16 protein-coding genes are annotated in these 23,277 nt (G+C 68.2%); 2 read left to right on the top strand and 14 right to left on the bottom strand.

Annotated elements, in window-relative coordinates:
- Positions 1 to 50 precede the first annotated feature (50 nt).
- The 13 genes from ACFU3E_RS23530 to ACFU3E_RS23470 form a co-directional block, all read right to left on the bottom strand.
- On the bottom strand, positions 51 to 1,040 hold the full coding sequence (locus ACFU3E_RS23530) for a Gfo/Idh/MocA family protein (RefSeq protein ID WP_384161484.1): 990 nt from the start codon (positions 1,038 to 1,040) through the stop codon (positions 51 to 53).
- Positions 1,037 to 1,600, bottom strand: coding sequence for a histidine phosphatase family protein (locus ACFU3E_RS23525; protein WP_384161481.1), 564 nt, complete (start codon positions 1,598 to 1,600; stop codon positions 1,037 to 1,039). Before ACFU3E_RS23525 ends, ACFU3E_RS23530 begins: the two co-directional genes overlap by 4 nt.
- 9 nt (positions 1,601 to 1,609) lie before the next feature.
- Positions 1,610 to 2,959, bottom strand: a complete 1,350-nt coding sequence (locus tag ACFU3E_RS23520; RefSeq protein ID WP_384161478.1) for a hypothetical protein — start codon at positions 2,957 to 2,959, stop codon at positions 1,610 to 1,612.
- On the bottom strand, positions 2,956 to 3,822 hold the full coding sequence (locus ACFU3E_RS23515; RefSeq protein WP_384161475.1) for an ROK family protein: 867 nt from the start codon (positions 3,820 to 3,822) through the stop codon (positions 2,956 to 2,958). Before ACFU3E_RS23515 ends, ACFU3E_RS23520 begins: the two co-directional genes overlap by 4 nt.
- The gene (locus tag ACFU3E_RS23510; protein WP_384161472.1) at positions 3,822 to 4,883 is read right to left on the bottom strand and encodes a hypothetical protein; all 1,062 of its coding nucleotides are present in this window, start codon (positions 4,881 to 4,883) and stop codon (positions 3,822 to 3,824) included. Before ACFU3E_RS23510 ends, ACFU3E_RS23515 begins: the two co-directional genes overlap by 1 nt.
- 50 nt (positions 4,884 to 4,933) lie before the next feature.
- Complete coding sequence (locus tag ACFU3E_RS23505; RefSeq protein WP_384161469.1) at positions 4,934 to 6,181, bottom strand: aldehyde dehydrogenase family protein; 1,248 nt, start codon at positions 6,179 to 6,181, stop codon at positions 4,934 to 4,936.
- Complete coding sequence (locus ACFU3E_RS23500) at positions 6,133 to 7,128, bottom strand: zinc-binding dehydrogenase (RefSeq protein ID WP_384161466.1); 996 nt, start codon at positions 7,126 to 7,128, stop codon at positions 6,133 to 6,135. The genes ACFU3E_RS23505 and ACFU3E_RS23500 overlap by 49 nt, the downstream gene beginning before the upstream one ends.
- Positions 7,125 to 7,520 (bottom strand): hypothetical protein, encoded by a 396-nt coding sequence (locus ACFU3E_RS23495; protein ID WP_384161464.1) that lies wholly within the window; start codon positions 7,518 to 7,520, stop codon positions 7,125 to 7,127. Before ACFU3E_RS23495 ends, ACFU3E_RS23500 begins: the two co-directional genes overlap by 4 nt.
- Before the next feature lie 45 nt (positions 7,521 to 7,565).
- Complete coding sequence (locus ACFU3E_RS23490) at positions 7,566 to 9,710, bottom strand: DegT/DnrJ/EryC1/StrS family aminotransferase (RefSeq protein WP_384161461.1); 2,145 nt, start codon at positions 9,708 to 9,710, stop codon at positions 7,566 to 7,568.
- A gap of 14 nt (positions 9,711 to 9,724) precedes the next feature.
- Complete coding sequence (locus ACFU3E_RS23485; RefSeq protein ID WP_384161458.1) at positions 9,725 to 10,930, bottom strand: radical SAM protein; 1,206 nt, start codon at positions 10,928 to 10,930, stop codon at positions 9,725 to 9,727.
- Positions 10,931 to 11,083: 153 nt separating this feature from the next.
- Positions 11,084 to 12,520, bottom strand: a complete 1,437-nt coding sequence (locus tag ACFU3E_RS23480; RefSeq protein ID WP_384161455.1) for an FAD-binding oxidoreductase — start codon at positions 12,518 to 12,520, stop codon at positions 11,084 to 11,086.
- A gap of 1,062 nt (positions 12,521 to 13,582) precedes the next feature.
- Positions 13,583 to 16,726, bottom strand: a complete 3,144-nt coding sequence (locus ACFU3E_RS23475; protein WP_384161452.1) for an AAA family ATPase — start codon at positions 16,724 to 16,726, stop codon at positions 13,583 to 13,585.
- Positions 16,723 to 17,295: an RNA polymerase sigma factor gene (locus ACFU3E_RS23470; RefSeq protein WP_384161449.1), complete on the bottom strand. Its 573-nt coding sequence runs from the start codon at positions 17,293 to 17,295 to the stop codon at positions 16,723 to 16,725. Before ACFU3E_RS23470 ends, ACFU3E_RS23475 begins: the two co-directional genes overlap by 4 nt.
- Positions 17,296 to 17,941: 646 nt before the next feature.
- On the opposite strand from ACFU3E_RS23470, the gene ACFU3E_RS23465 reads away from it, so the two are divergent.
- Both ACFU3E_RS23465 and ACFU3E_RS23460 read left to right on the top strand, forming a co-directional pair.
- The gene (locus ACFU3E_RS23465) at positions 17,942 to 18,508 is read left to right on the top strand and encodes a PadR family transcriptional regulator (RefSeq protein WP_384161446.1); all 567 of its coding nucleotides are present in this window, start codon (positions 17,942 to 17,944) and stop codon (positions 18,506 to 18,508) included.
- A gap of 79 nt (positions 18,509 to 18,587) precedes the next feature.
- Positions 18,588 to 20,306 (top strand): acyl-CoA dehydrogenase family protein, encoded by a 1,719-nt coding sequence (locus ACFU3E_RS23460; RefSeq protein ID WP_384161443.1) that lies wholly within the window; start codon positions 18,588 to 18,590, stop codon positions 20,304 to 20,306.
- Between the two features lie 172 nt (positions 20,307 to 20,478).
- Here the strand turns inward: ACFU3E_RS23460 and ACFU3E_RS23455 are convergent, their stop codons facing one another.
- Entirely contained in the window at positions 20,479 to 23,232 is a 2,754-nt protein-coding gene (locus tag ACFU3E_RS23455) for a SpoIIE family protein phosphatase (RefSeq protein WP_384161440.1), read from the bottom strand.
- Positions 23,233 to 23,277 lie beyond the last annotated feature (45 nt).

Raw genomic sequence — 23,277 nt, 5'->3', positions numbered from 1 at the left:
TCCGAAGTGGGCGCTGTCGAAAGGGATCGGCATGCCGTTCGAGGTGACCATCACGAGGGAATCCTCACCTTGCGCGGGGCGGCCTCTGCGGCGCTCAGGACGCTGGAATCCCGAGCTGCGGCGATGATCGCGTCCACCGCCATCGCCTCCTCGACGGAGCAGATGGGATCGCCTCCCTCGCGGGCGCGGCGCACGAAATCGGTGATCAGCGCGACATGCGGGTTCGGGTCGGGAGGCAGTGTCTCATGGTACTCGCGGCCGGAGGCGCGCCAGCGGAGCCGGCCGGCGTCGAGGGGGTCGAGCGTGGCGGACCCACCGTCGAAGGAGAGGGAGAAGCGGTCGTGCGAGCCCGCGGCGGCCCAGGCGAACAGGCAGTCCGCCCGGTCGCCGGACGGCCAGCTCAGCCGTGCCACAGCCGTGCGCTCCGCGCCTTGTGCGAAGGGCCGCAGCAGCCGCCCCGCCACGACGTCCGGCACCCCCAGCAGCCGGCACAGCAGGTCGATCCGGTGGCTGCCGGCATCCGCCTGGACGCCTCCACCCGCGACCCGTGGATCGGTGCGCCAGAACTTCGGATCGGCGGGTGCCGGGTCGAATGGGGTGCAGAAGTGGACGGTTGCCTGCCGTGGCACGTCGCGGGGGAGGATCTCCCCGAGTCTGATCACTGCCGGCGCGAGGCGGCGGTAATACGCGACGCCTGCGCAGATTCGGCGCTCACGGGCCAGCGCCGCGAGTGCGGCGCTCGGCACCGGCAGTGCCCCGCCGAGCGGCTTCTCGATGAGGACGTGCCGTCCCGTCCGCACGGCCTCAAGGGCGAGCGGCACATGCGTCGCGACCGGAGTTGCGACATATACCGCGTCGACCTCTTCGAGCATCGCTGCCAGATCGGCGGTGCTCCCCGGCACACCGTGGCGGTCCGCGATCTCGCGGGCGTGCGCCGCATTCCTGCCCCATACGCACACGGCCTGTTCCGCGAGGACCCGCAGGGCGGGCAGTACCCGGCGTTCGACGACTTCCCCGCAGCCGGCGATTCCCCATCTCATGGCCCGTCACCTCTTTCCCACCCGGCGCCGCACCGCCGAAGTGTGCAGCCCTCGCCGTAGCGGAGCGCGAGGGTGCCGCCCACGGCGGAGCGAGCGCCCAGAGCGTGCACCAGGGCATGGAGCGCTATGCGGTGCCCGACGACGACGCAGGACTCGCCGCCGAGCCGGCGGGCGAAGGCGTCGGCCCGCCCCAGCAGCGAGGGCCAGTCATCCCCTCCGAAGGGGCCGGCGTCCAGCGGATGGGCGGTCAGATATCGGTGGGCCTCCGGGTAGAGCCGCGCGGCCTCGTCGGGCAGTAGTCCGTCGAGTGTGCCGAACGAGAACTCTGTGAGCAGGACGTCGGTCGGGATGTCGCGGTCGAAGCCGCAGCGCGCGGTTTCCTGTGCGCGGCGCAACGGGCTGGCACGGACCGGCAGTTCAGGGAGCTCTGTGACATGCGCGAACATCGTGCGGGCCTGGCGTCGGCCGTCGTCGGAGAGGGCCGGATCGGTACGGCCGAGGTAGCGGAGTGCGAAGTCCTGTTCCGGGGCCGCGTGTCGGAAGAGGAAGATCGTCTGCATCACCACACCTCATTTCGCGTTGTAGGCCGCCACTTTGGACGCCGGCGCCAGGACGACGTCGAGCCGGGTCAGCCCGTCTTGTACGTTGGCGCGCAGGGCGGGGAAACGGTGGTACAGCTGGTGCCGGACACGAGTCCGCACGGCGGTGGCCCGCTCCGGGAACATCCACGGCGCATAGCGCATGCCCAGGGTCAGGGTGATCGATCGCGGTGCGCCGGTGGAGTCCGTACGAGAATTGACCGACAGATGGACCTTGCCCGCGAGCTCTAGTGCGTCGCCGGAGCACAGATCACGAAATCGTGCCGTCTTCGCCACATCGGGGAATGATTCGACGATCTCCAGCAGAGGCCCGGAAAGCAGCAGCGGCCTGACGTCCGTGTCACTCGTGTCGACGATCGACCGCCGCTCCCGGCCCAGGAAGCGCACCGCGAGATCGCTTTCCGCGTCCCGGTGGGGCACGATCTCGACGAGGTCGCCGGTGTAGTAGCGCACCATCGGCATCATCTGCATGAACGGATACAGACCGGTCAGTACGAGTGTTCCCAGGCCTCGCCGTACAGGTTGGAGCGTGCGCGGATGCAGCACCTCGGGAATGATCTCGGTGTCGAACACCCATGGGCCGCCAGGTCCGGACTGCGAGGCGCCGCCGTAGACCTCCGAGATGCTGTAGCGGTCGGTCAGCGTCGCGCCCCACACCTCGGTCAGGAGCCTCTTGAGGGCGGGGCTCATGAATCCACCGGTGACCGCGATCTGCCGGATACCGAACGACCCGGGGTCGATCTCCTCGTCCATCAGATAGGCGGTCAGAGCCTTCAGCAAGATGTCGCCACCGGCGATTCCGGAGATACGCGACTCCACACCGGGGAAAGCGAATTCCTTCGTGAGCAGGGCGTACGCCTGCCGGGCCTGTGTCCGGTCGTGCACTCCCGCCGACACGATGAACGGCCAGCCCGGTACCGGCGTCGGCGTGCCGTGATAGGCGCTCGTCAGGGAGAGCCACAGGGGCCGAGTCGTGTCCTTGGCGTGGGTCGCTGCCGCCAATTGCGAGTAGAAGGCGGAGATGAAATCCACCTCGTTGTGACTTCGGTAGAGATGGAAGAGGTTTCCGGTGGTGCCGGTCGTGTACTGAACGCAGGCCGGCTGCTCGTGCCGGCAGAGAATCCGGTCGGCGTTCGCCACGGCTTCGTCGCGGAAGAGGACGGGCAGTCGCGGCAGGTCATCGAGGCCGTGGAAGCCCTGTGCGACGGCCGCTGAGAACCGTTCGTCGTACCAAGGAGAGCGGGTCATGCACCAGTTGACGGTCTCGCGTAGCAACCGCTCGCGAAAGGCCCGGACTGGCGCCTCGAGGGTGGTGGTCATGGCAGCAGCAGTACCCCTCCGCGCTGTGCCGCGGCACGCCGCGCAGCGCCCCGTGCGACCACGAGACCGGGGTCCGCGGCACTTGGCCGTCGTAGTGTGCACGCATTCCAGAGCTCCGGCAGCGCAGTGCGCCTGGCGGTCTCCAACGCCGTGTCAAGGTAACCGTCATAGGTCAGGGTGCCGCCGCTGAGCAGTAGGAACTCCGGATTGACCAGCCCGATGACGGTCGCCAGCGCCAGTCCGAACGCCTCCCCCGCGTCATGTATCAGGCTCCGGATGCGGGGATCCCCGGCCGCCAGCGCGGCATGGATGCCGGCCGGGGTATCGCCGCTGCGCGCGACAAGGGCGGCGCCGCCGGCGACCGCGTCGAGGTGTACCGTTCCCGAGCCGGTCCGGACCGGCATGCTGCCGAGTTCTCCGGCCCAGCCACGGGAACCGTCGAAAGTACGCCCGTCGGACATGAAGGCCATCCCGATTCCGGTGCCGGCCGCCACGAGGGCGGCGGTCGCAGCGGGCGGCAACGCCCGGCATCCCTCGGCCAGCGCCGCGGCCACATCGTTCAGCACGGTCACGGGGAGAGTTCGGTCACCGAGATTCGCCGGCTCCCATCCTGTCAGGGCCGGCAGCACATCGCAGGCCACCACCCGTCCCCGGTCGACGAGCCCAGGGACCGCTATCCCGAGTGCCCGCGGCTCCTGACCGAGGCTGCTGACGAAACGTGAGATGTAGTGCTCGATCTCCTCGGGGTGGGTTTCCTCGCCGGTCGAGAGGCGCAAGGTCTCCGGGGCGTGCCCGTCGAACCATTCCGCGGTGAGCACCATTTTGGTGCCACCGATGTCGACACCGATGATCGGTCCCCGCATCAATAGACTCCGTCCTTCACGGCAGCGGCAGCATCATCGGCGTACGGGCGCACCGCGGCGATTCCCTCCCACGGGAACCATGGATGCGGGCCGACGCGCAGTGCGCTGTCGCGCTCCAACAGATTGGGAAGAAAGAGGTCCTCCAGCAGCGTCACCACGAGAATGCGGCCCCGTTCCCCGAAGTCGACCTGCTGCCAGGGATTTGCAGGATCGACCACCTTCATGGCGGCGAAGGGCGGCGGCAGATGGTAGGAGCGGGGTGCGCCTTCCTCAACCGGGTCGGCCTGGAGCGCGTGCCCCATGAGCGTGTTTCCGTAGGTATCGATCCACGGCACATGTGCCAGGTACCGCTCCCTCACGTAGCGTTCCTCTTCTGGAGTGCAGCAGGTCCCGCCGGTGCAGACCGCTCGCACGCGGTACGACGCCAGCGGCCTGGGCAGTTCCTGGACCAGGGCGAGCAGCAGCCGCGACGTGGTGAAAAGCAGCGCCGGGCTCTGCGACGACAACAACGACGCGGCTTGGCGCACCAGATGGCGCACATAGTCCTCTGCAGAACCGGCATCCCGTTGCTGTTCCCTGGCCCACCGAGGGTCGAAATCGACGAAGAGGGCCACGCCTTGCCAGGATTCCGCCAGCCGCGCCACGAAATGGCCGTACGCATGCGGGCCGCTCGGGACCAGGGCCAGCACATCGCCGCCCGCGAGGCCGCGCTCCTCCATCATGGCGTGGTAGAGCTCCACGTCGTACCGCGAACGCGTCACATCGACGATCCGGCACGACTCACCCGTCGTTCCACCCGTTTCGAACACCCGGAAGGTCCGGTCGGCGAACCCTCGCGGAAGCAGGTCACGTACACGAACACCGCGGATGTCGTTCTTGTCGAAGAGCCCGAACAACCGCAGCGAGTCGAAGTCGACGACGTCCCGCAGCGGATCAAAAGGGAGCGAACGCCGCTTCGCTGTCCAGAACCGTGATCCGGTCTCCGCGGAGAAATGCCAGTGCATCATCCGGCGGGTCCACTCATCGCGGTCCACACCGAGAGCCGGAACGCGTTCCCTCATCCTCGCGACCATCGAGGGTGCCGTGAGGTGCGGCTGGGACGGCGATTCCGTCATCGCGCTGCCCCTTTCCCGCACGGCCGCGGACCCGCGGAACGAACCACTGTCGAGCCCTGGACGAGTGTGTGAAGGCACGCGCCGTCCACGGCGACGACCGAGGCGAAGACAAAGGGAAATTCCCGGCCGACGAGCGCATGCCCGACCGGGTCGGCAACCCGGACCAGGGTCGGCGTCAGGAACGCGCCGCCGTCCTTCTCCACGACCATCGGCCGCCGAGTGACGATGCGGTCGGCCGGTGTCATGCCCCGTCCAACCGCGGCCGCCATCTCCCACGCCTCGAGCGGATCGGGGCATCGGGCGAGCGGGAAGGCCGCGTCGGGCGGGGTCAGTTCGATGGTGTCCAGCAACGCGCCGAGCTCGTCGGCCACCGGGTCCGGATCGCCGAGGCAGGCGACCGTGTGGACTGTGGTGCAGAAGCGGCCGGCATCACTGGCCAGCCACCCGCGCAGCCGACGGGCCGTCAGCCGGACATCCTCCTGGGGGTCGACCACCGCGCAGGCACGGCAGGGGCCCCGGAGCGACACGGTCGGCAGGGCACCGAAAGTCCGGGCGACGGCTTCGCCGCCATAAATGATCTGCCGGTCGGACTGAGTGACCAGTTGGCTCAGGGCGTGCGGTTCCGTCGGGTAGAGGCCCAGGCGCTCCGGGGGCCAGCCGGCGCGGAGCAGGGCCGCGGCGAAGCGTGCAGCGGAGAGCGGTTCCTTGCGGCTCGGCCTGATCCAGACCGCTCCGCTGGTCAGCACCGCTTCGAAGACCGATTCAAGGGTGGTGAAGGTGTTACCCGGCAGTGAAACCAGTGTCAGTGCGTCGTCGGGCTCGGTGGTCGGGAGCGCGTCCAGCTGCGTCCGGAGGGCGCGGCACCACCGTGTGACCAGGGCGGGCGGGATGCCTGTCAGGGCGTCGAGCTCCGACCGGAATGCGGCGGCGTCCTGTAGACCGATACCGCCCAGGTCCAGGCGCCCGTGGGCGAACAGGTCGAGCGCCGCGCTCAGGATGACTCGCCGGGCCCCGGGGGTGGGCGCCGGGGTGTCGGCGAGGTGGTCCCGCAGGTACCGGGCGTCGTCCCGGATGAGGATGGGCGGGGCGAGGCAGACCCGGAGGCCCGAGACCGCACAGAGCGCGGTGGAATCGAGCGAGGCGTACCACCGGCCGCGCCGGAAGAGCTGAACGGCCTTTCCCCGGGCGTCCTGAGTCAGGGGCAGATCGCGATCTTGAGTACCTGGTGCGGTGGTCCGGTGCATCCCGTGTCCTCTCCGGCAGGAGCGAGAATCCCGCTGTCCGACAGGCGCGCCAGGGCGCTGGGGAGTTCCTCGAGCGTGTAGGTGTGCGTCAGTAGCTCGGCGACCCGGATGCGGTGCTCCTCGACGAGCCGTACGGCCGTGCCCAGCGCCTGGGTGCGCACGGCGTCGGTGGGTTCGGCGGAACTGTGCACCCGCAGTCCCTTCTTTTCCCACTGGACCAGGTCGAACGTCACCCGGGTGTCGACGTGGTGTGTGCCCAGGAAGACCACCAGCCCCCCTTGCGTCACCACGTCGACGCAGGCGCGGGCCGTCCTCGGGGTGCCGACCGCGTCGATCGCCACATCGAAGTCCGCCCCTATGGAGCGGAGTTGCTCTGCCGAGCCGTCCACTTCGACACACTCATCGGCGCCCAGCGCGGACGATCGCAGCAAGCGCCAGGCGTCCAGATCCGCGACGACGATGCCGGCCGCGCCGCGCAGCCTGACGACCTGGAGCGCCATCAGGCCCACGGGGCCCTGCCCGATGATGGCCACCCGGTCCCCCAGCCGGACACCGCGTGTGGCGTGCACCGCGAGCGGCAGGAGTTGCAGTATGGCGCCCTGCGCGAACGGGATATTCTCGGGCAAGATGCCCACGGACACCTCGCGGGCCAGCGCGTAATCGGCGAACCCGGAAGTCAACGGCGTACGGACGAAGACCCGCCGGCCAGGCCGCACATTCCGCACGGCGGGCCCCGCCTCCTCCACCACCCCAGAGATCTCATGGCCGAAGCACCCCGCAGCGCAATGCTCCCGGAGACCGCGATAGTAGAAGTAGACGAGATCGCTCCGGTTGCAGACGGTGCATGCGTGGACGCGCACCAGCACCTGGTCCGGTCCGACGGCCGGCACGGGAGCATCCGGATTCCAGCGGATCTGCCCCCGGTCGACCAGTTCGAACTGCCTCACGACTGCTGTTCCCCATCGGCGATGCCGGCGACGAACTGCTGATACACCTCTCCTACCGTTGCGCCTACGACCGCCTCGGCGACCTCCTGTGCCGCACTCGCCGAAGCCGCCGCCTCGGCCGCTGCGACAATGACGGGGTTACCCTCGACGCCTTCGCCGCGCACGGCCTGCGCCTGCGCCGACTCGACAGCGGCGGCCTGCGCGGCATGCGCCATGGCCGTCTTCATGGCGGCGTTCTCACCGACGGTCACAGCCGCCCTGGATGCTTCGGCGTTGGCGGCCTCCTTGACCGAGGCGATCGCCAGTTCCACCAGTTGCTCGTCCCTGGCGGCCGACGCTCGGCGGTAGAGGGCGATCAGCTCCTTGATGTCGATGTCATTTTGCGTGGTCATGATTTTCCCCTTTGCTGAGTACCGGTTTCGACTGTGGCGGGAACATCACGACAGCTCGGCTCTCAGCGCTCCCACGACATGTTTCTGCTGCGATTCCGTCATCGTCGGGAAGAGGGGCAAGCAGATGTGATGGGACGCGAACCAGCGTGCGTTCCGGAATGCACCGCCCGTCCGCTGCGCGGCGAAAAAGGGCTGGTCGCACAGGAGCGTGTCATAAACCTCGCCTGCCAAGGAGACTGCGTGCCGACGCCGAAGCCGCGTCTTGAGGGCGGCGCGATCGATGCCCTCCTGTAGAAACGCCACGTATTTGTAGTGGTTGCTCTCCACGCCGTACGGCGGGATGTAGGGGCGAAGTCCCGGAACGTCCCCGAGGTGGGCGTCGTACCAGGCGGCCAGCCGCATGCGCGCGCCGAGGGCTTGGTCGAGACGATGCAGTTGGGCGATGCCGACGCTGGCATGGAGTTCGCTCATCCGCCAGTTGTGGCCTAGTCGATCGTGCAGATTGACGGCGGCGGAGACCTTCCCCTGGTCGCGGAAACGCCGCGCCTGCGCCAGATCGGACTCCTCTCCCGAAGTGATGATGCCGCCTTCGCCGCTGGTCGCGACTTTTGTGGGATAGAGCGAGAAGGCGCCGAACCGGGTGAAAGAGCCGGCGGGCTGTCGGTTGAGCCGGCTGCCGAGTGCGTGCGCCGCGTCCTCGATGACCGGAATGCCGCGGTACCGGCATTCCTCCAGCACCGGCTTGAGCGCCGGGGAGACAATGCCGCCGATGTGCACGGCGATGACGGCAGCCACACTCTCGTGGTTTTCCAGGGCGGCGCGCAAGGCGTCGGGGTCCAGCCCCAGACCGTCCAGCTCCATATCGACGAAGGCGACGTCCGCCCCGGCATGCACAGCGGCGGCGGCCGTGGCGAAGAAGGTGTTGGCGGGGACCAGTACGGTCTTCCCCGCCACGTCGAGGACCCGCAAGGCTATTTCCAGCGCGGCGGTTCCGGAACTCAGCGCGACGCCGCCCCGCCCGACCCGCGCCGCAGCAAGCTCCTCGAACTGCTCGACGGACGGCCCCAGCGTGAGCGTCCCCGACGCGAGCGACCCGTCGATGCGGTCCAGGATTTCTCGCCGCGCTGCGCGGTCGAAGAACACCCGGGCGGCGGGCACCGCCGTCGGCTCCGGTTCCGGCCCGCGCAGGGCCTCTTCCCCGCGCAGCGCACGCGCGAAGAAGGTGATCGCGTGCGGGATCGCGGTCCCGTGGCCCATCGCCAGCCGCAGCACCTCGACGCGCTCCGCCGCCCCGGCGGCGGCATACGCTTGCCGGACGGCGTCGGCTGCGGCCGCAGCCTCGTCGTCGTCGAGAAAGGGGTCCGCGTCTCCGTACTGCAACTGGACCGGTGCGGGCGCCAAGGCCCCGAACAGATCCGGGATATCCGCGTGGCGAAGAATTCCGGGCAGTGAAAAGGCCGGGTCGCACGTCAGCAGCCGGGGGTTGAGGGTCCGGTAGGTGCCCACGGCGCTCGCCGCGCAGAGGGCCACCGGCTCGCGGTGCAGCAGTGCGGTGTGCAGGGCTACGGCGCCGCCCATGCTGTGGCCGAAAACGCCGATCGGCTCGCCTCCAACGAGCGGATGACCGCGCAACCAGTCCAGTGCCGCAAGGGTGTTAGTGACCAGGGCGCCCAAGAGTGAGTAGCCGCAGCGGACGAATGCCTGGGCCAGGAAGGCCGTCAGCTCGCTGTCGCTCAGCGTGTCCCGCCCGTCGGAACCGTCCGGCGCCGTGTGGTCCCGTAGGCCGTAGTCGAGGGTCAGGGTCACGAATCCCGCCCGGGTGAGCTGCTCGGCGACATTGCGGTCGGCGTGGTCGGGGGCCTCTGTACCGGTGACGCCGCCGAGCGTGGCGTTCCGGCCGGGGCAGACGAGGACGGCAGGGCGCGGATGGGCTGCGCCGGACGGGGCCAGCAGCGTGCCGCGCAGCTCACCGGCGGCTCCGGACTGGAAGACGTACTGCCGACGGATGATTCCCGCGCTCTCCTCCACCGCGAGAGCGGCGACTGTGAACGTGCGGTCCGGAGCGGCCACGAGCCGTTCCACCACGGCCCGGACCTGGCCGCGCCAGTCGTGGAATTCCGCCACCCCGCCCGCCGCGAACCGCAATGCCGGTTCCTCATGGAGGAGTTTCCTAAGGAAGTCGACCTGCATGTTTCCGCCCGGTCTCAGATGAATTCCGCGTGCAGGGTCTTCGGCACCTCGACGCTGTACGAGGAGAGCGCCTCGCCGAGCTCTATCCGACCATCCCGCAGCCACTGCAGCAGTTCGTTCTGCGGACGGTAGAAGCATGTCTTGCAGAGGTCGGTCCGCAGCGGGTTGGAGGCCTCCCACTCGGCCCGCGGACCGCCTTCGAGGACTCCCGAGTAGCCCTCCTCGACGACATTGCCGATGCGGTACCTGCTGTTCAGATGGACCTGCGGACACGGATACAACTGGCCGTCAGCGCCCACCGCCGTGACGAAGCGGCTGTAGTGACAGCGGTCGAAGTCGCCCTCCACGGCCTCCGTCCGGTCCATCGGTCCACGATCTAGCTTCGGGATCGAGATCTCGAAATCGTCCGACTCTCCCGCAGAGGTCTCATCGAGCGCCTGCGCTATCTCGTCGAGCACGGGCTCGATCGTGCGATGCCCGAGCGCCGAGTAGAACTCCGGCTCATAACGGATGTAATGCGCCCCGGCGTCCTGGGCTTCCCGCGCGGCCACCTCGATCTCACGGTAATTCTCCTGAGTGATAACGTAGTTGAGGCCGATACGAAATTCTGGATCGGCGGCCGCCGCTCGCAGCTCCCCGATGGCGGACATGATCTGGGAGAACACCCCACTCCGGGCGTGTGTGATGGACGCGAAGGTGTCGGCGGTGCCGGCGTTGAGGCCGACCCGGACCCAAGTGTGTGTCTCGCGGATACAGGCCGCCATGTCGTCACGGTGGATCCGGGAACCATTCGTGATCAGCCCGATCCGCAGACCCGCCTCGTGTGCCGCGCGGCAGATCTCGATGTAGCCCGGGTGGATCGTGCACTCGCCACTGCCGCAGAACGTCACAGCCCGTCCGCCGTTCGCCGCGAACTCGGTCAGCAGGCTGATGCTGTCCTCGGTCGACATGGAGTCCTTGTAGGAGAAGAGGTCGTAGAAGTGCTCCTCGTTCTCCGAGTGGAAGTTGCAGAAGTTGCAGCGCATGTTGCAGGCGCCCATGATTCCGATGCGCATATGTATCGGCCGGACGGAATTGCCCTCAATGAACTGCCGCAACAGGTCGCCGTGTGCCAGCACTTTGAATGGTGAATGCGCATCGTCCAACGACGGTTCAGGAAGTCCGTCGCGATTGCTGGGATGGGCTCCGCTGTACGACGGCTGAGAAGAAGCTGCGTCCATGGTGTTCCCCTTGTCGGCAATGTGCGTGTGCCGAGGCCTCATCAATCATCATGTTGTGCATGGCTGTTACCCAATTCCACGCTAGCTGCGCGGTGACTGGCCCGCATCTCGGCCCTGTTCGAGACAACCATCTCCCGTCAAACCAGGCCCGGTTCAAGCGCGGTGGAGGCTCTGCGGGAAGTCGAAGAAGTGGTCGGGGTCATAGTCCTGAACAATGGAGCGAAGGCGGCGGAGGTTGGGGCCGTAGTAGGCGGTGGGCCAGTCGGGAAGGCCGGGGTCCATGTAGTTGACGTATCCACCACCGATACCCAGGGCGCCGAGTCCGGCGACGATCTCGGCGACATTGCGGGTGACGTCGGGTTCGGAGGCCGTGGTGGCGGAGGCGTAGATCTGGGCGGTGGCGAAGGCGTCGCGGTGCGGGAAGGCGGTCTGGGCGGTGACGGTGTCGGTGACCGCGCCGCCGAGCGGATCGATGATGAGGTTGGTGCCGGTCCGGCCGGTGAGCAGGCGCGTCACGGCCTGCGGGTCGGGGGTTTGGGCGGTGAGGATCCGGGAGGAGGCGACGAACGACTCGCGGAGGGGCCTGCCGGCGAAGAAACGCATGCCGTTGAAATAGTCACGGTCCTGGATGTTGCGGCGGGTGGGCACGACGCCCGCGCGGAGTATCAGGTCGTCGAGCAGTGGATAGCAGGCGGTGCTGGGGCCGATGAAGCAGCCGGCCACCCGACAACCGGGCGGATTGCCACCGGAGATGTTGACGTTGGCCCACATTTCCCTGGGGGCACCAGCGATCCAGGGCTGCCAGGCGGTGAGAATCTCGGTCACTTTGCCCTCAGGGAAGGTGAGGACGAAGACCGTCAGGGCGGGGGCGGGGTCGGTGGCGAAGGTGAAGTGGGTGACGATGGCGAGGTTGCCACCTCCGCCACCTCGCAGGGCCCAGAACAGATCGGGGGTAGCGGCCGCCGTGGCCGTCAGGACGCGGCCGTCGGCAGTGACGGCCTCCGCGGCGATCAGATGGTCGCAGGTCAGGCCAAATTTGCGTTGCAGGACCCCGATGCCGCCGCCGAGGGTGACGCCGGCGATACCGACGGTGAAGCACGATCCGGCGGGCAGGCAGCGGTTGGCCTGCCCCATGGCGCTGTAGACGGTCCGCAGCGGTGCACCGGCCCCGACCGTCACACTGCCGTCCCCGGCGGCGTCGACCCGGGACATCCGGCGCAGGTCGATGACCAGGCCGCCGGGCGGCGCCGAATACCCGACGTAGGAGTGGCCACCGCTGCGCGCCGCCAGCGGCACCCGGCCGCCCGCGGCCACCACGGCTTCCGCCACATCCGCCGCGGATGCGCACTGCGCCACTGCGGCAGGAACATGGTCGTCATGCAGCGGGTTGAAGCCTTTGCGGGCGTCGTCGAATCCCGCATCGCCCGGCCGGAGCAACGTCCCCTCGAGCCGCCCGCGCAGGCCCTCCCAGTCCACCGCGGCCGGGTCGTAACGCCCGGCAGCGGGTGCGCCGTCCCGGGAAGAGGTCTCTGCGCCTGTCGGGGCCGAGGAACCGGCCCGCGGCGCCTGGAACACGGAGTCCCGCGCCATCTTCACCATCTCCGCTGCAGAGGGATCGGAACGCTGCGACGCGACGGACGTCGTCGACACCCGGAGCGTCGGCAAGCGGTGCCCTGAATGATGCGGACCATTTCACGCTAATACGGATCAATAGCCCGCTCCACTGGAGGAATGCCTCCGACGCGGCGGGTGGCTCGGCAGCGGCGAGATCAAGCGGGAGCACGTCGCCGGCTTGTCCTCGCCGGTGCAGCATCGCACCGGGTGCGAGGAGCAACTCGGCGACAGGATCCAGGCCCGCGGTCTGTCCGTACGCTCGTGCTGTGCAGTTGACCAGCATCCCCATGTCGTCCCACATGGTCTGACGCGACCCGCAGCTGGCGAGTGCCACCGCAATTAGGACAGCCCGGGCAGCATGGACCAGGGTGGCCCGCGGAACTCCGTGCGCTGCTCGCCCATGCTCCCGATCGCCCTTCAGCAGGGTGCTCAGAACACGGTTTTGGTCCTCCTTCCTGTACAGAAGCTCGTACAGGGTCCGCGAAGCGTCCTCAAGCCCGCCCCTGAGGACGCGCACCGCTTCGGGCACCTCCATCGCGGTGGCCCCGAAGACGTCGATCGCCGCGCCCGTGTCGGGCATCGCGACGTATGCGACCGACGTCCTTGAGGGACGGAGCCCTCGAAGACACGCTCCAGCTCGGTGGCCCCAGGGGACATCCCCGTACTCGGGGTGGGCCAGCGCGTGGCTATGGGGACGGCCTGGAGGTGCGCGGGTTCGCTGGTCTCGTACCGATGGCCTTGGATGACCTGGTCGTGCACCGCAACCTGGCTGAGTGAGTGGCACACCAACGACCGGCGCCAGTATCCGTCGTCGTCAAAGCTCTCTCGAATTGGAGCAAGTCCGATCAGGACCGGTCTGAGCGGCTTCCACCTGTCGCCGAAGGGCACTCCCGCTACGCCGCGGAGTGGCTGGGCACCAGGCTTCGGATGTGCGGACAGCACGCATGAGGCGAGCCAAGGCTCGGTCCGCGAGAACGAGTTCCCCGGCCACGCTTTCGGACCCGCCCGTTGGCCCTACGGGAGCGCTGCGCGGCATCGCTACAAACGTGGGACTGTATGGAGGTCTCTGGCTAGACCGCTGTTGTCGGTGCCGATCTTGCGGTAGACGGAGGAGAGCAGTCGCTTCACACCCTGTTCGGGGATGCGCAGTTGCTTGGCAACCACCGATGCTGGGTGGCCTTGGGCCGTCATCTCGGCAACACGTCGTTCATTGGACGTCAGCGTGTCCTTTTGCGCGTGGCGCAGCGGCCGGTAGCCGGCCGCCGAGAGTTCCTCTCTGGCGCGGTCGGCCAGTGCCTCGGCCCCACAGTGGACGGCGGCTTCCAAGCCCTGGTAAAGGCAGTCCGCGCCTTCTTGTAGTAGGCCGTTCCGGGACAGGGCCACGCCGTATCCGATCAGGGCACGGGCAAGCTCGTACGAGGCGGGAGACCGCTCCAGGTGGTCGACGGCCTCGGCGTACAAGTCGAGCGCCGCCGGCCCATCGGTTACTTCGGCCTCGGTGTGGAGTGCCTGGCCGATCGTGGACGCCGCACCGAAGTACCGGGCTCGTTTTACGGCCTCCCGGGCGAGGAGGACGGCGCGGTCGGGAACGGTGGAGGCGAGAGCAGACGCCAGATGCAACTGCCAAGGGCACCAGGTCGGGTTGCGCCAGTTCCTTGACTCCAGCCAGTCCCCGACGTCGGACAAGAGTCGCTCCGCCTCGGACCGTCGGCCCTCGGCGAGGAGTAGTTCGGCATACACCGTGCGAGGGTCCGGGTAGATGACGGCGTTCGGAGACACCTCGCCATAGTGGTAGGAATCGGCGAGCTCACGTGCGTCGGTCGCCCGCCCACGGGCGACAAGGGTCTGGATGAGCGTACCGATGGCGAACCACTGGGCGGGCACTGCGCCTTCCACCCGGTCGGCGGTGCGTAGGCCTTCGCGTACCAGCGCCTCCGCTTCGGTGAGGCGGCCCCGACGGTAGAGGATGTACGCCAAGTGGGTTTGTGCGACGGCCAGGTGGGAGCCGCGCCAGCCTTTGGCCTCACACTCGGCCATTCCCTTGGCGAACAGCTCCTCGGCCCGTCGTGGCTGGTCGCAGTACATGAAGACGAGAGACACGGAAACGGGTACCTCGAAGCCCCGGTTCTCATCAGTCCAGCTCAGTCCGCCGCGCAGGGAATCCTCGGCGTACGAGAGGACGGATTGTCGTGCCTCGCCACGCATCATGGCGTCCCAAGCTCGCAGGCCCAGGATGTACCGCTCCTCCAGACCGCGGCCGGGCAGACGCTCGGCCAGCCGCGCCAGTCGGCGTGAGCGAGCGGGCGAGTCCGGCTCGTCGATGCGAAGGGCGCTCCATACGAAATGATCCGCCTGCAAACGGAGACGGATGCGGGGGCTGGTCGCCTGTCGTGCCTCGTCGGCGGCCAAGGCTGCCGCTTCAGCCACCTGGTCGGTGTGGGCCAGTGCTTGTGTCAGCCGATGGACAATGGAGGCCCTCAGATCGGGGTCAACTCCCGGTTCTGACAGAGCTGCCCGGAGATGGCTGACCGTGGCCGTGGGGTCGATCAGGGAGGTCGCGCAGGCCAGTTCGTGGAGGAGCGCCGCACGGTGTTCCGGAAGGGGCGGCTCCAGTAGCGCTCGACGGAGGAGTCGCCGGGCGGCCTCCGGTGCCCCCGCGCGCAGGTACTCCCGCGCGGCATCCCGCAGACATTCGACTGCTTCGGGCACGCCCTCGCAGGGAACCTCCATCAGATGCCGGGCAGCGGCAGTGGGACCAAACCCCATAGCGAGGACGACTTCTGCCGCGAAACTGTGCATAGCGACTCGCATGGCCGGGGGAATGGCCCGGTAGATCGTCGAGGCGATCAGCGGGTGAACGAACTCCAGGCCACCGCCTTGTCCGGGGGAGTCGGCCAGGATACGCGCGCCCCGCAGTTGCTGGGTCGCCTCGGCGGCCTCTTCGCTGTTGATGGCCGCGAGGGTAGCCGCGACATCAGGTGAGATGGAGGTGCCCAGAACGGCGGCGGCCCATGCGAAGCGAACGGTCGCTGCACCGAGTCGATACAGTCCGTCGAGCAGGCCGCGGCCCGTGACCGCGGAGGCCAGTTCCCGCATTACGGACAACTCGTCATGGGTGCCTGTTACTTGCCGTTCGCCAAGCCGAATGGCGAGTTCGCCGACCTCGTACGGACTCCCTCCGGTCACCAACCAGCATTCCTGGCAGAACGCGTCCTCGGCTCCCTCGCTCACCTTCTCCCTGATGATTCGTGCCACGCCGGACGGCGTGAGCGGCTTCAGGGCGTAGGGACGATTCCTGTGATGCTCGATGAGCACGCGGAAAGTGCGCCCCTCAGGCCGCAGTTCGTCCGGCCGGTAGGCGACGACGATCAGCAGTGGGAGATCCTCGGCTCGTGAGGCGAAGGAAGCGATCCAGTTCAGAGACTCGACGTCAGCCCAGTGCATGTCGTCCAGGAGCAGCACGACGGGAGCCTTCCTGATCGTGAGACGTGTCATGACCCAGTCGAGTCCCTCGCGCACCCCGGTCGGGTCCGGCGCCCGAGCGGTGTCAGGCGCCATGAGTCCGAGTGCGGCGGCGACGATGTCGTACCAGCCGCCCAAGTAGGCGCGGCGCTCCGACTCGTCCATCTTTGCCAGGGCGGGCTGCACCAGCTGACGCACCACGTGGAACGCGAACTCCTGCTCCGTCTCGCCGCCCTTGCCCGAGAACACCGTGAACCCGTGCGCTGCGGCTTGGGCGCGCGCTTTCGAGATGAGTGCCGTCTTTCCCACTCCAGCCGGGCCGGTGAAAGCGAGCAGCCCGGTGTGCCGTCGTCGTCCGGCACCCTCTGTGCTTCTGCTCAGCTCCGCCAATGCTTCATCGATTGCGAGCAATTCGTCCTGGCGCTCCAGCAATGGGCCGTCCTGCACGCTTGGTTGCCGCAGCTCATGCGCCACACGCCCCACCGCGCAATTCTGCTGCCCTCCGGGAAGCAGCGTCGCCTGCTCGATTTGCGTTTGGACAGACGGCCTATCCTCGGCCATCCACTCCTGCAGCTCCTTCAAGCCTTCAGTAGCACTCTGTGTCGGAACATGCGCATCCACCCCGAGGTCGAGTTGTTTGAGAAGGTCGTCAGCCCTGATGGACACGCTGGATTCGATTGGTGAGTGGGGCACGTCTGACCAGTCCTGGACCTTCCTCATCCTGTTGCCTCCTCTCCCGGACCATCGTCCCTCCAGTCGGACGGGAAGACGACCTCGTCCCCCAGTTCCCCGACCAGCGTGTTCCGGGCGTTTCTCAGATGGACCCGTACGGTGCTCGGAGCGATGCCCAAGTGTGCACCGATCTCGCGATTGGTCCACTCGCCTTGCCACTTCAAGAGTGCCACCAGACGCTGAGCACGAGGCATGCTATCGATGGCCTTCCAGCACCTCTGCAAAAGAAGATTGGAGATCGCCGTCCGCGGCGTATCCAGGTCGGTCACCATCTCCTGGACGCTGAGGCCCTGCACGTAGCGTCGGGATGCTCCCCACTGGTCGAAAACCTTGTTCTTCAGTACGCGGTACAACCAAGCTCGTTGAACGCGCTCGGTATGGGTACGCAATGTGCTCCACTGCAAGGCAGCGGCCTTGAATGTCTCCTGAACCAGGTCGGGAGCCAGGTGACGATCGCTATGGAGCAGTCGTTCTGCGTACTTGACCATGCCACCGCGGAGCTGCATGTATAGGGCTGCAATCTCATCCCGGTGTATCGGCGCAATTCGGGGGGTCATGAGTCCCGCTCCGGGAGCGACGCTGCCCCACGTCCGACCTGAATGCACATTCTCGGGCCCCCCATGCCACCCTCCTGCGTCACTACGGTGCCGGGCGGCGCCTGCGTGGTGATGGCCAGCAGGGTCTTGCGGCGCGACCTCTCCGAGAGGAACTTCACCACTCCGACGATTAGCAAAAGGCAGCCGGCGGACTGCCACGGCAACACGTGCACGAAGGCTGCTCCCTCAACTGCCCACCCCTGCACCAGGGCTGTGATGGCGTTCATGCCCGTTTCATCTCTCGTCCCACCAGAAGTGTTTAGCCTTCGTCAACGGCCGCGCGGACGCGTTGAGGCAGGGTTCACCCCGGGGTGCAAACATATGGCGAACGCATGTATGAACCTAGATAACGGGTTTGTGTACCCGACGGGCAGTCGTGGTGGTAGGCGATGCTGCGTGTGCGAATGCCTGATCCGAACGGAAAACCGGTGCCGCACGCTTCGAGGGCTTGCTCGGTGGCAGATCGGACGGTGCTCCAGCCGGACTTCCGCATTGCTCCCTGGTCAACGGCTTCCAGCGAGGACCGTCCACCCCGCCCCGCGTGAGCCCTGTCTCACCTGGGCAGCGCCACTTGGCTATGCAACGAGTTGCATATGAGGATCGGGGTATGGCGCTCGAGCACGCGATCCTCGTCTCCCTGCTGGAGAAGCCGGGCACCGGCTATGAGCTGGCCCGGCGGTTCGAGCGGTCCATCGGACACTTCTGGACCGCCACGCATCAGCAGATCTACCGCGTTCTCAGGCGCATGGAGAGCGAGGGCCTGCTCGCCGTCCGTGAGCTGTCGCAGCGGAGCCGACCGGACAAGAAGGAGTACTCCGTCGTAGGCCCCGGCCGCGCCGCCCTCTCTCAGTGGCTGCACGAATCGATCCAGCCAGAGAGCATGCGGCACGAACTCGCCGTGAAGATCCGCGGCGCGGCCTTCGACGACCCGTCCGTGCTGATCCGTGAGGTCGAACGGCACCGCCAGGTGCACATCGACCGGCTCGCGCACTACCTGGCCGGGGAGCTGCGCGACTTCACCGGCCCGGCGGCTCCCACCCCGCTCGACGCCGGTCAGGAACTGCAGCATGTCGTGCTGCGCGGTGGCATCGCGTACGAGCGGATGACGATCGCCTGGCTCGACGACGTACTCGCCACCCTCCGCCGGCTCGGCACGTCACCCCCGCACGCCTGACCTGGCGGCCACCGCTGCCCGCACCCCGCGACCTTCAGACCCGCACCCTCCACTCTCAACCCTCGGAAGGCGGACCTCCATGGCCGACCCCCTCCTGTTCAACCCCCGTACCTACGACCCGGCGCACTTCGACCCCGAGACCCGCAGGCTGCTGCGTGCCACCGTCGACTGGTTCGAGGACCGCGGCAAGCGCAGGCTCATCGAGGACTACCGTTCCCGCGCCTGGCTGGCCGACTTCCTCGCGTTCGCAGCCAAGGAAGGGCTGTTCGCCACCTTCCTCACCCCGGCGTCCGCCGCCGGCCACAAGGACCAGCGCTGGGACACGGCCCGGATCGCCGCCCTCAACGAGATCTTCGGGTTCTACGGTCTCGACTACTGGTACGCATGGCAGGTGACCATCCTCGGCCTCGGACCGGTCTGGCAGAGCGACAACCCCGCGGCCCGCTCCCGCGCGGCGGAACTCCTCGCCCAGGGTGAGGTGTTCGCCTTCGGCCTCTCCGAGAAGACCCATGGTGCCGACATCTACTCGACCGACATGCTGCTGACGCCGGACGGCGACGGCGGCTTCAGGGCGACGGGCTCCAAGTACTACATCGGCAACGGGAACGCCGCCGGACTCGTCTCGGTCTTCGGCCGGCGCGTCGACGTGGAGGGCCCCGACGGCTACGTCTTCTTCGCCGCCGACAGCCGCCACCCGGCCTACCACCTCGTCAAGAACGTCGTCGACTCCTCGAAGTACGTCAGCGAGTTCCGCCTCGAGGGCTACCCGGTGGGCCCCGACGACGTCCTGCACACGGGCCGCGCCGCCTTCGACGCCGCCCTCAACACCGTCAACGTCGGCAAGTTCAACCTCTGCACCGCCTCGATCGGCATCTGCGAGCACGCGATGTACGAGGCGGTCACCCACGCGCACCATCGCATCCTGTACGGCCGCCCCGTCACCGCCTTCCCGCACGTGCGCCGCGAGCTCGCCGACGCCTATGTCCGCCTCGTCGGAATGAAGCTGTTCAGCGACCGCGCCGTCGACTACTTCCGCTCCGCCTCGCCGGACGACCGCCGCTACCTGCTCTTCAACCCGATGACGAAGATGAAGGTGACCACGGAGGGCGAGAAGGTCATCGACCTGATGTGGGACGTGATAGCCGCCAAGGGCTTCGAGAAGGACACCTACTTCGCCCAGGCCGCCGTCGAGATCCGGGGGCTGCCCAAGCTCGAGGGCACGGTGCACGTCAATCTCGCGCTGATCCTCAAGTTCATGCGCAACCACCTCCTGAACCCGGCCGGGTTCGCGCCCGTACCGACCCGCCTCGACGCGGCCGACGACACGTTCCTCTTCGAGCAGGGACCGGCCCGTGGCCTCGGCTCCGTGCGCTTCCACGACTGGCGCCCCGCCTACGACGCATACGCCGGGGTGCCGAACGTCGCCCGCTTCCGGGAGCAGGCCGACGCCCTGTGCGAGTTCGTCGCCACCGCAGCCCCCGACGAGGAGCAGAGCCGCGACCTCGATCTGCTTCTCGCCGTCGGCCAGCTGTTCGCGCTGGTGGTGCACGGCCAGCTGATCCTGGAGCAGGCCCGCCTCACGGACCTTGACGAGGATGTGCTCGACGAGCTGTTCTCCGTCCTCGTCCGCGACTTCTCCGCCTTCGCCGTCGAACTGCACGGCAAGGACTCCGCCACTGGTGATCAGCAGCGCTGGGCGCTCGGTGCCGTCCGGCGTCCCGTCGTCGACGAAGCGCGTTCGGGGCGCGTCTGGGAGCGTGTGGAGGCATTGGCCGGGGCGTACGAGATGGCGCCGTGACAGTCCGCCCAGGGGGCTCGCCGACCTGTGACGGTCAGGGCCCCCGGGGGAAGTAACGCTCGCACCGTGGCCCCTCCGCGCGACCTGCCGCGCGGAGGGGCCACGGCGCCACTTCCTGGTGCGGTGGGGACGGGTACGTGTCCGGACAGGGGGGCTCGGCGGCGCGGCGCGTTTACGTCGGGGTTCTCGGTCCGGCTGCCTCTTCGTCCGAAAGCGTGTCCGCGTCGCCCGGTGTCGGGACGGGCTGCCGGCTGACCTCGGGCAGGGCTTGTTCGGCCCAGATCACCTTGCCCTGCGGGGTGTACCGGGTGCCCCAGCGCTCAGCCATCTGCGACACCAGGAACAGGCCCCGGCCTCCTTCGTCCGTCGTCGCGGCGTACCGCAGATGCGGTGAGGTGCTGCTGCCGTCGGCCACCTCGCAGATCAGCGTGCGGTCGCGGATCAGCCGCACGTGGATCGGCCCGGCGCTGTAGCGGATGGCGTTGGTGATGAGCTCGCTCAGGATGAGCTCCATGGTGAAGCCGAACTCTGACAGGCCCCATGCTTCGAGCCTTCGGGACGCAGCGTCGCGCATACCCGAGACGGCGGCCGGGTCCGCTGGCACATCCCAGTCGGCGATGCGGTCGCGCGCCAGTACCCGAGTGCGGGCGACGAGCAGGGCGACGTCGTCCTTGGGACGATCGGGGAGCAGGCTGTCCAGCACGTCCTGGCAGGTCTCCTCGGGCGGCCGGCCGGAGTGGCCCGTCAGCGCATCGCGCAGCAGTTCCATTCCCACGTCCAGGTCGCGTCTGCGGTCCTCGATGAGGCCGTCGGTGTAGAGGACGAGCTGGGTTCCCTCCGCGAGGCACAGCTCAGCGGTCTGGAACGGCATGCCGCCGAGGCCCAGGGGCGGACCGGCCGGCACGTCCGGGAAGGTGACGGTTCCGTCAGGCTGGACCAGCGCGGGCGCCAGATGCCCCGCACGCGCCACGACGTAGTGGCGCGTCACGGGGTCGTAGATCCCGTACAGGCAGGTGGCGCCCACGACGCCCGCTGCGCTCTCTGCCGTCTCGTTCTGGTCGATGCGCCCGACCAGGTCGTCCAGATGGCTCAGCAGCTCGTCGGGCGGCAGATCGAGGGCGGAGAAGTTGTGCACCGCGGTCCGCAGCCGGCCCATCGTGGCGGCGGCGTGCAGGCCGTGGCCGACCACATCCCCGACGGCCAGCGCCACCCGGCCCCCCGGCAGGGGAATCACGTCGAACCAGTCCCCGCCCACGCCCGACTGGGCGGGGAGGTAGCGGTAGGCGATGTCGAGGGCGTTCTGCTCCGGCATGGCCTGTGGCAGCAGGCTGCGCTGGAGCGTGACGGCCAGAGCGTGCTCGCGGGTGTAGCGGCGGGCGTTGTCGATACTTATCGCGGCACGGGCCACCAGCTCCTCCGCCAGCGACACATCCTCCTCGTCGAAGGGCTCATGCTGTCGCGCGCGCCAGAAAGTGGCCATGCCCAGAACGACGCCGCGGGCCTGGATGGGGGCGCTGATGAGGGAGTGGATACCGTGGTCGATGATCGCCTTGGCGCGCTCGGGGTCCTGCACGCGCCAGCCCGTGGCGGTCGGCAGATCGCTCACCAACTGGGACCGGCCGCTGCCGTAGCCGCGCGCCTGGGGCGTGGAGGGAAGGTAGTCGAAAAGCCGGCCCTGTTCGGAGAGCGGATGGTCGTCCTGTACGCCGCATACGGCCGCCCGCCGCATGTCCGTCGCCGTGGGGGCCGGCTCCTCGCCGTGCAGGACGGCGTCGGCAAGGTCCACGGTGACGAAGTCCGCGAAGCGAGGAATCGGGACCTGCGCCAACTCGTCGGCGGTGCGCAGCACGTCCAGGGTGGTACCGATGCGGAGTCCGGCGTCGTACAGCAGCCTGAGCCGCTCCCGTGCCACCTCCGCCCTGCCGGTCACCGCCTGCAACTCGGTGGAGTCGCGCAGTGTCACCACCGTTCCCTCGGGACCTCCCCCGAAGTCCGTGGGACGTTGGTTGACCGCGAGCAGCCGTTCGCCCGCGAGGTGCACCTCGTCGGTCGCCTCGCGCCCGGAGGCGAGCAGCGCCTTCATCTCGGGATCGAGGCCCGGCAGCTCCGAGACGAGCTGCCCCTCGACATCCGGGGGCAGCTCCAGCAGGCGTCTGGCCTCGTCGTTCGCCAGCATCAGCTGCCCGTCGGCGGCCACGATCAGCACCCCTTCCCGAACGGAGTGGAGCACCGTGTCGTGGTGCTCGTACATCAGGGTCATCTCGTCCGGGGCCAGGCTGTGTGTCTGGCGTCGCAGCCGCTTGCCCACCAGCGCCGTCACACCGGTGGACAGCGCGAGCGCTGCGGCCCCGGCGCCCAGGATGATCGGGAGTTGCCGGGCCACCTGACTTTCGACGTTCTCGACCTTCATCCCGGCCGAGACGAGGGCCACCACCTGGCTGTCGGCGTTCTCGATCGGGACCGTGGCCTGCACCTCGCGACCGAGTGGGCCGTCGACGCTCTCCACGTAGACCTCCCCCGCCAGCGACGGCCCGATCTCGCCCACGAACCGCTTTCCGATGCGGTCCGGCAAGGGGTGCGTATACCGGATGCCCTCGGTGTCCATGACCACGATGAAGTCGACGCCGGCGGCCCGGCGTGCCGCCTCGGTGAGTGGCTGGAGAATCCTGCTCGGATCCGGGGTCTGCAATGCCGCCAGGACGCCCGGTGAGTGCGCGAAGGTCTGTGCGACGGCCGTGGAGCGCCGCCTGGCCTCGGCGTTGTTGTCCCGCTCCGACTGCAGGATGAGAGCGATGACGCCGCAGGTCACGAGCAGCACTACCAGAGCCACCTGGAAAACCAGCACCTGCCCGGCCACGCTCCGCGTGCCCCTGCCCAGGAGGCGCTTGACTGATAGGTGTCGAAAACGGGCGAAAGATTTCGCCATGCGACCTTTTTAGCATCGGTGATCCCAAGTGGCCAGGGCTCGGCC

This window comes from Streptomyces sp. NPDC057424, from assembly GCF_042803315.1.
Classification (GTDB): Bacteria; Actinomycetota; Actinomycetes; order Streptomycetales; family Streptomycetaceae; genus Streptomyces.
The sequence above is the reverse complement of the archived record's forward strand: the minus strand, read 5'-3'. Positions and strand labels throughout refer to the sequence as shown.

Bases quoted from the DNA above. Each gene is read 5' to 3' on its own strand.
- ACFU3E_RS23530 (WP_384161484.1), bottom strand. From the start codon at position 1,040: ATGAGATGGGGAATCGCCGGCTGCGGGGAAGTCGTCGAACGCCGGGTA.
- ACFU3E_RS23525 (WP_384161481.1), bottom strand. From the start codon at position 1,600: ATGCAGACGATCTTCCTCTTCCGACACGCGGCCCCGGAACAGGACTTC.
- ACFU3E_RS23520 (WP_384161478.1), bottom strand. From the start codon at position 2,959: ATGACCACCACCCTCGAGGCGCCAGTCCGGGCCTTTCGCGAGCGGTTG.
- ACFU3E_RS23515 (WP_384161475.1), bottom strand. From the start codon at position 3,822: ATGCGGGGACCGATCATCGGTGTCGACATCGGTGGCACCAAAATGGTG.
- ACFU3E_RS23510 (WP_384161472.1), bottom strand. From the start codon at position 4,883: ATGAGGGAACGCGTTCCGGCTCTCGGTGTGGACCGCGATGAGTGGACC.
- ACFU3E_RS23505 (WP_384161469.1), bottom strand. From the start codon at position 6,181: ATGCACCGGACCACCGCACCAGGTACTCAAGATCGCGATCTGCCCCTG.
- ACFU3E_RS23495 (WP_384161464.1), bottom strand. From the start codon at position 7,520: ATGACCACGCAAAATGACATCGACATCAAGGAGCTGATCGCCCTCTAC.
- ACFU3E_RS23490 (WP_384161461.1), bottom strand. From the start codon at position 9,710: ATGCAGGTCGACTTCCTTAGGAAACTCCTCCATGAGGAACCGGCATTG.
- ACFU3E_RS23485 (WP_384161458.1), bottom strand. From the start codon at position 10,930: ATGGACGCAGCTTCTTCTCAGCCGTCGTACAGCGGAGCCCATCCCAGC.
- ACFU3E_RS23480 (WP_384161455.1), bottom strand. From the start codon at position 12,520: ATGGCGCGGGACTCCGTGTTCCAGGCGCCGCGGGCCGGTTCCTCGGCC.
- ACFU3E_RS23475 (WP_384161452.1), bottom strand. From the start codon at position 16,726: ATGAGGAAGGTCCAGGACTGGTCAGACGTGCCCCACTCACCAATCGAA.
- ACFU3E_RS23470 (WP_384161449.1), bottom strand. From the start codon at position 17,295: ATGACCCCCCGAATTGCGCCGATACACCGGGATGAGATTGCAGCCCTA.
- ACFU3E_RS23465 (WP_384161446.1), top strand. From the start codon at position 17,942: ATGGCGCTCGAGCACGCGATCCTCGTCTCCCTGCTGGAGAAGCCGGGC.
- ACFU3E_RS23460 (WP_384161443.1), top strand. From the start codon at position 18,588: ATGGCCGACCCCCTCCTGTTCAACCCCCGTACCTACGACCCGGCGCAC.
- ACFU3E_RS23455 (WP_384161440.1), bottom strand. From the start codon at position 23,232: ATGGCGAAATCTTTCGCCCGTTTTCGACACCTATCAGTCAAGCGCCTC.